The following is an 11985-nucleotide window of genomic DNA, read 5'->3' on the forward strand; positions in this document are numbered from 1 at the left end:
CTCATCCCCGTCGTTCCCCCTCCTCGTCGGCCACCGGGTCGGCCCCGTCGTCGGCCACCTCGACGATCGCCGCCTGGATGTAGGCGCCCTGGCCGATGGCGACCAGGGCGCAGCGCTGGCCCGGGATCAACTGGCCCGCGCGGTCGGCGTGTTCGAGCGCCATGAGCGCGTCGCCGCCGAAGTTGTGGCCGCGTTCGGCCATGAGGTCGAGGCAGATCCGCTCCCTCGGCACGCCCGTCTGGGCGCTGAACGTGCGCCAGAACATCCGGTTGGACAGGTGCGGCATGACCCAGTCGAGGCGGTCCACCGGCGTGCCCGCGGCCTCGGCGGCGCGGCGCACGGTGTCCACGACCTGCTCGGAGCAGACGCGGTTGAACAGCGCCACCTCGTCGGGTGTCATGCGCATGTTGCGGTGGAACCGCGCGTCCCGCGCGCCCGCGCCCGCCACATAGCGGTAGCGCGCCCGCCCGGTGTGGACGACGACGCCCACCGCCGCGTCGCCGCTGACGGTGGTGCCGGGGATGTAGCGCGCCCCGTCGTTGACGCTGCCCTGGTCGCCGCCGAGCACCAGCACGCGCTCGCCCGGGTCAGCGCCTGGACGGCGCAGATAGCGGCGGGCGTACTCGACGCAGCGCAGCACGGAGGCGCAGTTGACGTGGGACATCCCGTAGAACGCGGCGCGCGGCACGCCGAGCCTGGCGCGCAGCCGCGCGGGGAAGTCGTCGCCCAGGTCGCCCTCGGCCATCAGCAGGGTGTGGCCGTAGAGGACCAGCGCCGCGGTGCCGCCGTCGAGCGCGGCCAGGCCCGCCTCGGCGAGCAGGTCCTCCATCCGCTCGCCCGGGGCCAGGGTCGGGGACGCGCGCAGCCCGTAGACCTTGGCGAACATCCTGCGTTCCAGGGTCCCGCAGCCCGCCCGCGCGAGGATGTCGTCGACGGGTTCGGAGCGCCCCGGCAGCCGGACGGCGACGCGGGACAGGCCGACGGTCATGAGCGCTTCCCCGCCCCGGCCGTTCAGACCGCGGCCTTGGCGAAGCCGGACTCGACGTAGTCGCTGAGGGAGCCCACGGTGCGGAAGACCTCGGGGCCGAGGTCGTCGGGGTCGATCTCGAGGCCGATCGTGTCCTCCAGGCTCATCAGCAGCTCGATCACGCTCGTCGAGTCGAGGGCCAGGTCCTCGAAGAGGCGCATCTCGGCGGCGATGGCGGGGAATTCCTTGTTGAGCACGGCGGAGAGCGCGATCCGCAGGTGCTCGATGATGTCGGTGCGGTTCATGGTGGGTCTTCCTCTCATCGGGCCTGTCATCGGTCTGTCTTCGGGTCTGTCTTCGGGTCTGTCTTCGGATCCGTCATCGGGTCCGTCATCGGTCGGGGTGCGCGACGGCGCGCAGCCGTGCGGCCTCGGCGGCGAGGGCGGGGCGGTCGGTCTTGCGGTTGGCGTTGAGCGGGAACGCGTCGAGATGGCGGTAGCCCAACGGGATGAGGTGGCGCGGGAAGAAGCCGCCAAGCTCCTCCATCAGGTCGGCGGAGGGCCGCCGTTCGCCCAGGTAGAACGCGAACAGCTCGCCGTCGACGACGACGGCGACGGCGTCGCGGACGCCGCGGCAGCGGCGCAACCCCCACTCGACCTCGGCGAGTTCGACGCGGACACCATGGATCTTCACCTGGTGGTCGCGGCGCCCCAGATAGGCGAGTTGGCCGTCGGGCAGGCGGCGGACCAGGTCGCCCGTGCGGTAGAAGCGGGTGCCCTCGTGGGTGAGGAAGCGGCCCTCGTCGTCGGCGGGTTCGAGATAGCCGGGGAACAACTGGTCGCCGGTGACGCACAGTTCCCCGGTGTCGCCCGTCTCGGCGCCCGTCTCTGCGGTGGGGCGGCCCCGTTCGTCGGCCAGCAGGTGGCGCAGCCCCGGGTGGGGGACGCCGATGGGCACCACGTCGTTGACGCACGCGGCGGGCGACGTGGCGGGGTCCCAGCGGTGCACGGTGCAGGAGATGGTCAGCTCGGTGGGCCCGTACAGGTTCTCCAGGCGCGAACCCGGCGCCGCCGCCTGCCAGTCGGCGGCGTCGTGGCACAGCAGCGGCTCGCCGCAGAAGAGGCTCAGGCGCAGGCTGGGCAGCGCGCCAGGGGTCAGCGCCCGCAGCCGCCTGACCAGCGCGATGACGCTGGGGGAAGAGAACCACACGGTGATGCCGTGCCGGGCGACGAAGTCGGGGACGGCGGCGAACGCGCGCGGCGGCATCGGGACCAGGGTGGCGCCCGCGCCCCACGCCGCGAACATGTCGAACATGGCGAGGTCGAAGGTGAGGTCGAACGTCTGCGAGAACACGTCCCGCGGGGTGAACCGGTAGCGGTCGTGCACGAAGCGCAGATAGGCGTCGACGTTGCGGTGGAGCACGGGCACGCCCTTGGGGCGGCCCGTGGAGCCCGACGTGAACAGGATGTAGGCGATGGCGTCGGGGTCGGGGGTGCGCGGGGACTGAAGGGGCGCGCCGGTCGGCTCCCCCACGACCGGGATGCCGTCGACGGCGTCCTTCAGCCCGGGCAGCAGGGCCCGCCCCGTGGCGTCGGCCAGCAGGGCGTCGAGGCCCGCGGCCTCGATCATCCGGCGCGTCCGCTCGGCGGGGAAGTCGGGGTTGAGCGGCACCACGGTCGCGCCCGCGTACCCGGCCGCCAGCACGCCCGCGTAGGCGTCCTCGCCGCGTTCGGCCAACAGGCCGACGCGGAGCGGCCGTTCGCCCGCCGCGGCCAGCAGCGACCCGGCCAGGGCGAGGGCGCGCCGGTGCAGCCGCTCATAGGTGAGGGCGGTGGTGCCGACGCGCAGGGCGATGGCGCCGGGGTCGCGGGCCAGGCCCCGCAGGAACCAGTCGTGCAGGCATCGGCCGGTGGCCGTGGGGGCGACCGGCGCGACGAGGTCGGGTGAGGTGTTCATTGCTGTCCTCGCGTCGGGGGCGGGGTCGGGGGCGGCTTCAAGGGCTGGGGCGGGGTCGGGGACGGGGGCGCGACCTGGGCCGCGGCCACCGCGACGACCAGGTCGGCCTGGTGGGTGAGGGTGACGACCAGGTCGAACAGGCCCGCGTCGGCGGCGAGTTGGCGGGCGCCGCCGGAGAGGGTCGCGCGGGGCGCGCCCCATGCGTCGCTGGTGACCTCGATGTCGCGCCAGCGCACGCCCTGGCCGAAGCCCCGGCCGAGCAGCTTGCAGACCGCCTCCTTGACGCAGAACCGCCCCGCCAGGCGCTCGGCGTGCCGCTCGCCGCCGATCTCGCCCGCCTGGTCCAGCTCGGCCTCGGTGAACACCAGGGCGCGGTAACGCCGGTGCTCGGCGATCCGGGCGAAGCGGGGCACGGACAGCAGGTCCACTCCGATCCTCATGGCTCCACGGCCTCCCCCTGCCCAGGGCCTTGCGGCAGGTGGAGCGCGGCGGGCGAGGTGGCCTCCAACGCCAGCCAGCCCTCCCGGTCCGGGCCGCGGGTGTGGAGCAACGCCCGGTCGCCCGGCATGAGGTGGTGCTCCTCGATGGCGTCGCGCAGCGCCAGCCACGCGTCGCACGGGCCCGCGCCCGTGAAGCGGCGGCCCGCGCCGGGGGGCGGGGCGCCCTCGCCGCAGCCGAGCACGTCCAGGGGCCCGGGGCCGCGCCGGACGCGCAGGCTCACCGCGCGCAGCGGAACGGCGTTCGGGCTCTCGGTGAACGGCGGCTCGTCGCAGATCAGCGCCGTCGCCGCGGCGGGCATCGCCCAGCTCAGCAGGTCGAACACCAGCGCGCCGCCCAGCTCGTCGAGGTGGGTGACGCCGATGTCCTCGCCGTGCCAGCCCACCGTGTGGACCAGGCGGGCCAGCTCGGCGACGCGCGGGTCGCGCAGCGGTCCCGAGCGGACCAGATACAGCGGCTCGGCCTCGGGCGGCGGGCCGAGCGCGGCGAGCGCCTGGGCGGCCACTCCCCCGGTGCGCCCCGGGGGAAGCAGCCGCAGCCGTTCGGCGGGAACCCCCCGGGCCGCGGCCACCAGGTCGCCCAACGCCTGTGCGTGCGCGACGCGTTCGAGCGCGGCCACGGGGCGGTGGCCGCCGTCGGGCCTGACGGCCGCGCCGATGGCGTGCACGCTGAGGCGCGCGCGGGGCTCAGGCATCGGCGTCCCCGCTCCGGTAGCCGCGGGCGACGTGCAGGCGCTGGATGTTGCCCGTGCCGTCCATGAACTCGAACGCGCGCACGTCCCGCGTCCACTTCTCAAGCAGCGGGTGCTCCAGCAGGCCCGCGGGGCCGAGGGCCGCGGCGGCCCAGTGGGCGGTGGCCACCGCCATTTTGGTGGCGCCGAGCTTGGCCGCGCTGGAGAGATAGCCGCGCTCCGGGGAGCGGTCGAGGCGGGCGGCGGCCTCGTACACGAGGTGGCGCGCCGCCTGCGCGCGAGCGGCGACCAGGTCGGCCCCCGGGGCGCCCTTGCGGTGCTCGGCCACGTACTCGGCCATGGCGAGCGCCGTGCCCACCGCGGCGGCGGCGATCTGCATGCGCATGTTGTTGAACGTGGTGAGGGCGCCCCAGATGCCGCGCCGGGTCACCGGCAGGTGCTCCCCGAGCAGCATGTCGCCCGCCACCGGCAGCCCGTCGAAGCGGAGTTCGCTCAGAAACGCCCCGCGCAGCCCCACCATGTCAAGGCGCTCCGCGTGCCAGCCCGGCAGCGGGAGCTCGACCAGCGCGGCCCTGATCGACAGCGCGGAACGGCCCGTGCGCCCGAACACCACCCCCACGCCACCGCGCGCCCCGTGCCCGATGTACCGCTTCGCCCCGTGCAGCAGCCACCCACCGGATCCGTCACGCTCCAACCGGGTCTCCATCGCCGTCGCGTCGTTGCCCCGCCCGGCCTCGGTCATCGCGAAGAACGACCAGGTGCGCCCGTCGGCGATCCGCCGGTAGAAGCGTTCCTTCTGCGCGGCGTCGCCCAGCAGCTCGACGAAGACGCCAGCCAGCGCGGGCGAGGGGCAGGCGAGCAGGGCCGCGACGTCGCCGCGGAACAGCTCGACCAGGCCGACGATGTTCTCCAGGCACGAGCCGCGGTCGGGCGAGGCCGCGGCGGTGGCCGAGGTGCGGTACGCGGGCGGCATGCTGGACTCGCGGATCATCAGGTACGCGGGCGAGTCCAGGTGCGCCTCCATCGCCTCGGGGTCGGCGTCGATCGCCAGGGCGCGGGAGCGCAGGTCCTCGGCCGCCTCGCGGTGCCGGTCGCGGATGGCGCGCAGCCGGTCGTCGAGCTCGATCACGAAAGGCCCCCTTCCCTGTCGGCCCGGTCTTCCCCGGCTTCCCTGTCGATCCAGGTGTTGGCCACCAGGAAGGACACGTGGAGCGCCCGCGCCGGGTGGTCGGCCAGGTAGCCAGCGGCGCCGAAGAGCGTGAGGACCTGCCAGCCCAGCTCGTCGAGGCGGAGGTGGAGGTCGCAGAGGGTGGCGGGGTCGTGCGGGGCGTGCGCCTGCTCGCGCAGCAGCTCGACCTCGGCCATGGTGTCGGCGATGGTGCCGGTGATCAGCTGCTTGCGGATCAACGGCTCGTCGCCCGCGGTCCGTTCGCCCAGGTGCTCGACCGCCTGGTCGAGCAGGCGGCGGACCAGTCCGAGGCGCACGGCGGCGAGCAGCCGCCCAATCTCGGCCAGGCTCGCCGGGGCGGCGGGGGGCCGCCCCGGGCACGCGAGGAATGTCACGCCCTCGCGTTCGGCCAGGCTGTGGTGGCGGACCTCGGCTCCCGGCCGAACGCCCTCGGTGGGGACGGCCGCCCAGCGCCCAGGGGCCGTGGCGGCCACCTCGGTCCCGGCGATGGCCATGGCGAGCCCGGCGGCCAACCCCTCGTCCCTGGCGATGCGTTCGCACTGCCGCAGGCTTGTGCTCATGCGTCCTCACCTTCCTCCTCGACCTCGACGATCACTGCCTGGAAGTAGGCGCCCAGCGCGAGCGAGACCAGGGCGCAACGGTCGCCCGGGCGCAACAGGCCTGTTCCATCGGCGTGTTCGAGCGCCATGAGCGCGTCGCCGCCGAAGTTGTGGCCGCGTTCGGGGATGAGGTCCACGCGGACCCGCTCCCTCGGGATGCCGGACTCGGCGCTGAACGCGCGCCAGAACATCCGGTTGGACAGGTGCGGCATCACCCAGTCGACCTGGTCGGTCGTCAACCCGGCCGCGCGCGCGGCGCGTTCGACGGTGTCCACCACGCGCCGCTGGCAGACGCGGCTGAAGAGGCGGGTCTCGGCCGCCGACAGCTGGAGGTTGCGGTGGAAGCGCGTGTCCCTGCCGACGGCGCCGCCCAGATAGCGGTAACGCGCCCGCCCGCCCCGGACGACGACGCCGACCGCGCCGTCGCCGCCGACCGCCATCCCCGGGATGACGCGGGAGGCGTCGTGGACGCTGCCCTGGTCGCCGCCGAGCACCAGCACGCGCTCGCCCGGCTCGGCTCCGGGGCGCCGCAGATGGCGGCGGGCCAGCTCGATCGAGCGCAGCACGGAGACGCAGTTGACGTGGGAGAGCCCGTAGAACGCGGCGTGCGGCAGGCCGAGGCGGGCGCGAAGCCGGTCGGCGAACCCGCCGCGCAGCGCGAACTCCTGGGTGAGCATGGTGTGTCCGTAGAGGATCAACGTGGCGGTGCCGCCGCCGAGCGCGGCCAGGCCCGCCTCGGCGAGCAGGTCCTCCATCCGCTCGTCGGGGGCCAGGGTCGGCGAGTCGCGCAGCCCGTAGATCCGGGTGAACACCTTGCGCTCCATGGGCCCGCTCCCGGCGCGCGCCAGCACGTCGCCCACCGGCTCGGTCGTGCGCGGCAGGCGCACCGCCACCCTGGAGAGTCCGACGTCCATGGTCAGACCGCGGCCTTTCCGCCGAGTCCGGCCTGGGTTCCGGCCCGGAATCCGGCCTCGACGTAGTCGGTGAGGGTGCCCACGGTGCGGAAGACCTCGGGGCCGAGCTCGTCGGGGTCGATCTCGAGTCCGACGGTGTCCTCGAGGCTCATCAGCAGCTCGATCACGCTCGTCGAGTCAAGGGCCAGGTCGTCGAACAGGCTCAGCTCGGGGGCCAGTTCGTCGAGCGGGCGGTTGAGCACGGCGGACAGCGCGGTCCTCAGGTGGCCGACGATCTCGGTGCGGTCCATCAGGGGTGCCTTCCAGACTCGAGGGGTTCGGTGGGGGCGATCAGCCGCTGCGGGCGCAGCAGGTCGTCGGGCTCGTCGCGGCTCCTGACCAGGTGGGCCCTGCCGCCGCTGACCAGCACCTCGGCGGGGAAGCCATGGCTGAGGAAGAGGCCGGGGGACGCGGAGGGGCCGTAGGCGCCGGAGTTGAGGATGCCGACGAGGTCGCCGCGGCGCAGCGGGGGCAGCGGGGCCTGCTTGAGCACGGAGTCGTTGGGCGTGCACAGTGGGCCCGTGACGTTCCACGGCTCGGGCGGGCCCGCCTCGCGCTCGGTCAGCAGCGCGGCGGGGAAGTTCCGTTTGACGAACGAGCCGATGCCGACCGCGGCCATGTGGTGGTGGGTGCCGCCGTCGGCGATGGCGAACCGCTCGCCCATCGACTCCTTGGCGTAGCGCACGCGCGTCACATAGACCCCGGCGCGGCCCGCGAGGAAGCGGCCCGACTCCAGGATCAGCCGGGTGCCGGGGTGGGCGGTGGCGAACGCGTCGAGCAGGGGGTTGATCCGGTCGCCGACGTCGACCGGGTCGAGCTCCCGCTCGCCGTCGAAGTAGGGGACGCCCAGGCCGCCGCCGATGTCCACGGTGTCGAGGCGGATGCCGGTGGCGCGCGCGACGCGTTCGGCCAGGTCGAGGATGTAGCGGGTGTTCTTCTCGACGACCTCGGCGTCCAGGATGCGGGTGCCCATGTAGACGTGGACGCCCGCGACATCGGCGTGCGCGTAGCGGGCGGTGAGGTCGCCCGCCGCCAGGACGCGTTCCTCGTCGATGCCGAACTGGCGCGGCTTGCCGCCCATGGTGAGGCGTGAACCGCTGATGGCCAGCGCGGGGTTGACGCGCAGCAGCACCCGCTGGCGGCGCCCGCGCGCGGCGGCCAGCCGCTCGATGTCGTCGAGCTCGTCGAACGACTCGCAGACGACGGCGTACACGCCCGCGTCGAGGCACGCGGCCAGCTCGGCCTCGCTCTTGCCGGGGCCGAGGAAGATGATGTCGTCGGGTGGCGCCCCCGCGGCGAGCGCGGTGCGCAGCTCGACCAGCGAGGAGACCTCGGCCCTGGCTCCCCCGGCCCGCAGGGCGGCGAAGACGCTGATGTTGGGGTTGGCCTTGAGCGAGTAGAAGACCTCAAGCGCGGGGTGCAGGGCCTTGCGCAGCCCCTCGGCGGTGGCGGTGAGCAGGTCGCCGTCGTAGACGTAGAGGGGGGTGCCGAACCGCTCGGCCAGCTCCTCCCAGGCGATGCCCTGGATCCTGGTGTCCTGGGTGCTGGTGTCCTGGGTGCTGGTGTGCTGGGCGCTCATGACCTGGCCTCCGCCATCCCGGTGAGCCGCCGCTCGGCCTCGCCGCGCACCGCGAGCGCCTCGTCGGGCGTTCCGGCGACGCAGATGCCGTAGAGCCGCCCGTGGAAGCTGCCCGAGCCGGTGGCCGCGGCGTTGAGGGTGGCAAAGTTGTTGATCAGCACCCCGGGCCTGCCGCCGCGCCCGCCGGGGACGTCGAGCAGCAGCCCGCCCAGCGCGTCGGCGACCTCGCCGAACGTGTGCGGGCGCGAGGGGCGCAGGCCGAACGTCGCGGCGATCGCGTGGGCGCCCCGCGGGATGAGGCGTTCGGCGATCCGGCTCTGGTAGGTGGACATGTTGAACCTGGCGTTGATCTCCAGGCAGGGGTAGAGCGTTCCCTCGGGGCCCAGCATCGCGTCGACGCCGACCATGCCGTAGTAGCCCTCGTCGGCAAGCGCCGCCCCGATCACCTCGACGGCGTGGCGCAGCTCGTCCGCGGCGGTGGGCGGCAGCTCGACGGGGAAGCGGTGGCCCTGGTGAACGCCGTCGCGCAGCACGGCGGCCTTGACGGTCTCGAAGCGGACCTTGCCGCCTCTGGACACCACCAGCTGGTAGTTGAGGTCCATGGCGCGCTCGATCCAGGTCTCCACGACCAGACGGGCGGGCGCGTCGGCGCCCCGGCGCTCGATCAGGCGCAGCAGCCTCGCGGCGCCGCGTTCGCCGTCGATCACCACCATGCCGCGGCCCGAGACGCCAAGGGACTCCTTGACCACCACGCGGCCGCCGCCCGCGAGCAGCTCGGTGAGCGCGCCGCGCAGCTCGCCGACGGTCTCGCACACGCGCCCCGGCACGGCGCGCAGGCCCGTGGCCTCGACCAGGCGGCGGCTGAAGATCTTGCCGTTGACGGTCTTGCAGAGGTGGGCGGTAGGGCCCGCGAGCGGCAGCCCCGTCTCCTTGGCCAGGCTCTCCTCGGCCGGTGAGATGCCAAGCGGCATCAGGAACGTGCGCCCGTCGGCGAGGGCCCTCAGGTCGCCGAGCAGCCCGGGCGAGGCGAGCGCGTCCTCGGTGACGGTCCGGTCGGGGTCGCCGTTCTCCGCCCACACGGTGCGGCCAGCGGCGGCGCCGAGCCCGGAGAGATAGGCGGCGAACTCGGCGTCCATGGGCGCCTTGAGCACCACCACGTCGCCCTCGTCGGCGAGCAGGACGCCCATCTCCTCCATGCGGTTGACGGTGGCTCCCGCGAAGGAGATCCCGGCGCCCGGCAGGGTCGGCTCGCCGACCGCCCAGCTTCTCTCGACCTCGAAATTGTTGACAAAGACAAAGCGCGATCCGGCGTCCGACGTCAGGTCTTCTTTCAGCCGTTGGACAAAGCTCGGGGAATGATTCACGGGGTCATTCACGGGGTCATTATCGGGGGCGTTAATGGCGTTGTTCATCGGGCTCTCCCGGAACTCGGCGGTGGACAGGGGCGCAGCAGGTCGGCGGCCGTGCGCAGGGGCAGGGCGCCCGCGAGGTGCCGCTCGGCGACGCCCTCCCAGCCGCGGTCCGCGAGGGCCGCCACCACCCGGGGCAGGCGCAGCAGGCGGCCTCCCGCTGCGGCGTAGCCGACGCGGGGGTCAACGGTGGCGAGCCCGTTGACGTGGGCGACGGCCTCGGTCAACGCCCGTTCCGCGGCGGTGGGGTGGGCAACGGGTTCGGCAACGGGGTCGGCCCGGTCCACGGGTGCGGCCGCGGAGACGGTGGTGGCGGTGCGGGGCGGCGGGAAGCCGAGCGACGCCGCCGCATCGGAGACCCGCGGGTCGGCGCCTGGCTCCGCGCACGCGGTGAGCAGCGCCGCATAGCCGCGCAGGAAGCGCTCCACCGCGGCGCGGTCCATCACCTCGCCCAGGGCCTGGAGGGCGAGGGTGAGGCCGTCGGCCCACTCGTAGACCCGGAAGTAGACGTCGGACCCGGCCCGCGCCCAGTCGGCGGGCTCGGCGTTCCAGATCAGCCTGTCGCGCCGGGTGCGGCACGAACGCGGGGCGTTGTCGAGGAAGTTGAGCTCCGAGACCACCCGGACCTCCCGGCCCCTGCGGGCCCCTTCCTCGGCGATCAGCTCGGCGATCCGGTCGAACGGCACATGGGCGTGGGTCATGGCCTCGTCGACGCGCGCGGCGGCCCGGCGCAGCACCTCGCCGAACGGCGGGTCGTCGGCGAGGTCGACGGCGCACGGCATCGGGTGGGACATGCAGGTCAGCACCGCGGGGTGGCCGCTGGCGTCCCGCTGGCTGGTGTAGAGGCGGTGGGCCACGCGCCGTTGGCCCGTGTGAGCGGCGAGCGTCACGGCGAAGGCCGCCACGTGCACGGCCGAGGGCCACACCCGGTGGCGCGCGGCGATCGCGCGCGCGGCCGCGAGCAGGGAGGGGCCGGTGAACGAGGCGCTGTGCGCCGTGCGGACGTTGCGGTCGCGGTGGGCCGCGTGGACGTCGGATGGCAGCAGCCGCACCTGCTCGCGCCAGTGCGCGAGTGACGCCTCGGCGCGCGCCGCCGCCTCGGGCCCCGCCTCGTGCGCGGCCAGGTCGACGGGCTGGTGCTCGACGGGCGGCAGGGCGACGGGGCGGCCAGCGACGCGGGCGGCGAGCAGGGCGCCGAGCTCGTCCGCGAGCTGGTCGAGGCTCACATCGTCGAACGCCAGGTGGTTGAACACCAGGTGGAGACGGCGCAGTTGGCCGCCCGAGGTGATCAGGCAGGCCCGGATGGGCCACTCGCGCTCCAGCGCGAACGGCGTCTCGGTCAGCCTTCTGACCTCGGCGGCGGGGTCGTCGTCCACGGAGACCTCGACCACGGTGGGCGGCCCGGGTGGCTGGACGAGCTGCCGGGGCCAGGGCTGGGCACCAAGGTCGTAGACCGTGCGCAACACCTCGTGCCTGCGCACCAGATGGGTGAGCGCGGCCCGCACATGCGCGGGGGCGCAGCCGTCGGGCAGGGGGTAGCTGGTCGTGATGTGCGCCTCGTGGCGCGAGGCGGGCGGGGCGCACAGGTAGCGCAGCACATGGTGGTGCTGGCCCCAGCACAGCCTGGCGCTTCTCACGGTGCGCATCCGCCCTCCGTCGGGTCGTCGTGGTGCGCCGAGCCGTCGTTCGGCGCCTTCCGCTGAATGGTCACCCAAGAAATCGGAATGCGGCAGTGGCCGCCGCTGACATCTAAGGGGCGGCATATTGCTGCCATTGACAGCCGCTTTTCTCGGGCGGGATTCTCAACGCATTCCGAAGCGCCGTCACGCGGCGTCCGGTTCGGGATGTGTCCATCCACGCACCATTCACCGAGGAGAAACGCATGGCTCAGATCGCCACCAAGGCCATCGCCACCAAGGTCATCGCCACCAAGCCCGTGGCCACCAAGGTCATCGCGGCCAAGCCCGTCGCCACCAAGGCCATCGCCACCAAGCCCGTCGCGGTCAAGGCCGTCGCGGTCAAGGCCGTCGCGGTCAAGGCCGTCGCGGTCAAGGCCGTGGCCGCCAAGGCCATCGCGGTCAAGGCCATCGCCTGACAGGTCGGCGGTGTGGCGGCGGACCCGTTCCGGCGCCACACCGCCGCTG

The 11985-nt window shown here is 74.0% G+C and carries 13 protein-coding genes; 1 reads left to right on the forward strand and 12 read right to left on the reverse strand.

Annotated elements, in window-relative coordinates:
- Position 1: 1 nt before the first annotated feature.
- From DEH69_RS08445 to DEH69_RS08500, 12 genes are all read right to left on the reverse strand, one after another.
- Entirely contained in the window at positions 2 to 988 is a 987-nt protein-coding gene (locus DEH69_RS08445; RefSeq protein WP_113686274.1) for a 3-oxoacyl-[acyl-carrier-protein] synthase III C-terminal domain-containing protein, read from the reverse strand.
- A 23-nt stretch (positions 989 to 1011) separates the two neighbouring features.
- Entirely contained in the window at positions 1012 to 1272 is a 261-nt protein-coding gene (locus tag DEH69_RS08450) for an acyl carrier protein (RefSeq protein WP_113686275.1), read from the reverse strand.
- 85 nt (positions 1273 to 1357) lie between these two features.
- Positions 1358 to 2923 carry an amino acid adenylation domain-containing protein gene (locus DEH69_RS08455; RefSeq protein WP_113686276.1) on the reverse strand — a complete coding sequence of 522 codons (1566 nt, stop codon included), beginning with the start codon at positions 2921 to 2923 and terminating at the stop codon, positions 1358 to 1360.
- Positions 2920 to 3363 carry a holo-ACP synthase gene (locus tag DEH69_RS08460; RefSeq protein WP_113686277.1) on the reverse strand — a complete coding sequence of 148 codons (444 nt, stop codon included), beginning with the start codon at positions 3361 to 3363 and terminating at the stop codon, positions 2920 to 2922. The genes DEH69_RS08455 and DEH69_RS08460 overlap by 4 nt, the downstream gene beginning before the upstream one ends.
- Positions 3360 to 4115 (reverse strand): hypothetical protein, encoded by a 756-nt coding sequence (locus DEH69_RS08465; RefSeq protein ID WP_113686278.1) that lies wholly within the window; start codon positions 4113 to 4115, stop codon positions 3360 to 3362. The genes DEH69_RS08460 and DEH69_RS08465 overlap by 4 nt, the downstream gene beginning before the upstream one ends.
- Positions 4108 to 5241 (reverse strand): acyl-CoA dehydrogenase family protein, encoded by a 1134-nt coding sequence (locus DEH69_RS08470; RefSeq protein WP_113686279.1) that lies wholly within the window; start codon positions 5239 to 5241, stop codon positions 4108 to 4110. Before DEH69_RS08470 ends, DEH69_RS08465 begins: the two co-directional genes overlap by 8 nt.
- Complete coding sequence (locus DEH69_RS08475; protein WP_113686280.1) at positions 5238 to 5861, reverse strand: acyl-CoA dehydrogenase family protein; 624 nt, start codon at positions 5859 to 5861, stop codon at positions 5238 to 5240. The genes DEH69_RS08470 and DEH69_RS08475 overlap by 4 nt, the downstream gene beginning before the upstream one ends.
- Positions 5858 to 6814 carry a 3-oxoacyl-[acyl-carrier-protein] synthase III C-terminal domain-containing protein gene (locus DEH69_RS08480; protein WP_113686281.1) on the reverse strand — a complete coding sequence of 319 codons (957 nt, stop codon included), beginning with the start codon at positions 6812 to 6814 and terminating at the stop codon, positions 5858 to 5860. Before DEH69_RS08480 ends, DEH69_RS08475 begins: the two co-directional genes overlap by 4 nt.
- 2 nt (positions 6815 to 6816) lie before the next feature.
- Positions 6817 to 7104: an acyl carrier protein gene (locus DEH69_RS08485; RefSeq protein ID WP_113686282.1), complete on the reverse strand. Its 288-nt coding sequence runs from the start codon at positions 7102 to 7104 to the stop codon at positions 6817 to 6819.
- Positions 7104 to 8432, reverse strand: coding sequence for a type III PLP-dependent enzyme (locus DEH69_RS08490; protein ID WP_113686283.1), 1329 nt, complete (start codon positions 8430 to 8432; stop codon positions 7104 to 7106). Before DEH69_RS08490 ends, DEH69_RS08485 begins: the two co-directional genes overlap by 1 nt.
- A complete protein-coding gene (locus DEH69_RS08495; RefSeq protein ID WP_258534535.1) occupies positions 8429 to 9796 on the reverse strand; it encodes an ATP-grasp domain-containing protein in 1368 nt (455 codons plus the stop codon). Before DEH69_RS08495 ends, DEH69_RS08490 begins: the two co-directional genes overlap by 4 nt.
- A gap of 44 nt (positions 9797 to 9840) precedes the next feature.
- A complete protein-coding gene (locus tag DEH69_RS08500; RefSeq protein ID WP_181727321.1) occupies positions 9841 to 11487 on the reverse strand; it encodes a condensation domain-containing protein in 1647 nt (548 codons plus the stop codon).
- Between the two features lie 236 nt (positions 11488 to 11723).
- On the opposite strand from DEH69_RS08500, the gene DEH69_RS31350 reads away from it, so the two are divergent.
- Positions 11724 to 11936, forward strand: coding sequence for a hypothetical protein (locus DEH69_RS31350; protein ID WP_181727322.1), 213 nt, complete (start codon positions 11724 to 11726; stop codon positions 11934 to 11936).
- Positions 11937 to 11985 lie beyond the last annotated feature (49 nt).

Origin of the sequence: Streptomyces sp. PT12 (genome assembly GCF_003311645.1) — a bacterium.
Taxonomy (GTDB): domain Bacteria; phylum Actinomycetota; class Actinomycetes; order Streptomycetales; family Streptomycetaceae; genus Streptomyces.

What these genes read in the sequence shown, in the direction of transcription:
- DEH69_RS08445 (WP_113686274.1), bottom strand. Translation starts at nt 988, where the DNA reads ATGACCGTCGGCCTGTCCCGCGTCGCCGTCCGGCTGCCGGGGCGCTCC.
- DEH69_RS08450 (WP_113686275.1), bottom strand. Translation starts at nt 1,272, where the DNA reads ATGAACCGCACCGACATCATCGAGCACCTGCGGATCGCGCTCTCCGCC.
- DEH69_RS08485 (WP_113686282.1), bottom strand. Translation starts at nt 7,104, where the DNA reads ATGGACCGCACCGAGATCGTCGGCCACCTGAGGACCGCGCTGTCCGCC.
- DEH69_RS08455 (WP_113686276.1), bottom strand. Translation starts at nt 2,923, where the DNA reads ATGAACACCTCACCCGACCTCGTCGCGCCGGTCGCCCCCACGGCCACC.
- DEH69_RS08475 (WP_113686280.1), bottom strand. Translation starts at nt 5,861, where the DNA reads ATGAGCACAAGCCTGCGGCAGTGCGAACGCATCGCCAGGGACGAGGGG.
- DEH69_RS08465 (WP_113686278.1), bottom strand. Translation starts at nt 4,115, where the DNA reads ATGCCTGAGCCCCGCGCGCGCCTCAGCGTGCACGCCATCGGCGCGGCC.
- DEH69_RS08490 (WP_113686283.1), bottom strand. Translation starts at nt 8,432, where the DNA reads ATGAGCGCCCAGCACACCAGCACCCAGGACACCAGCACCCAGGACACC.
- DEH69_RS08480 (WP_113686281.1), bottom strand. Translation starts at nt 6,814, where the DNA reads ATGGACGTCGGACTCTCCAGGGTGGCGGTGCGCCTGCCGCGCACGACC.
- DEH69_RS08460 (WP_113686277.1), bottom strand. Translation starts at nt 3,363, where the DNA reads ATGAGGATCGGAGTGGACCTGCTGTCCGTGCCCCGCTTCGCCCGGATC.
- DEH69_RS31350 (WP_181727322.1), top strand. Translation starts at nt 11,724, where the DNA reads ATGGCTCAGATCGCCACCAAGGCCATCGCCACCAAGGTCATCGCCACC.
- DEH69_RS08500 (WP_181727321.1), bottom strand. Translation starts at nt 11,487, where the DNA reads ATGCGCACCGTGAGAAGCGCCAGGCTGTGCTGGGGCCAGCACCACCAT.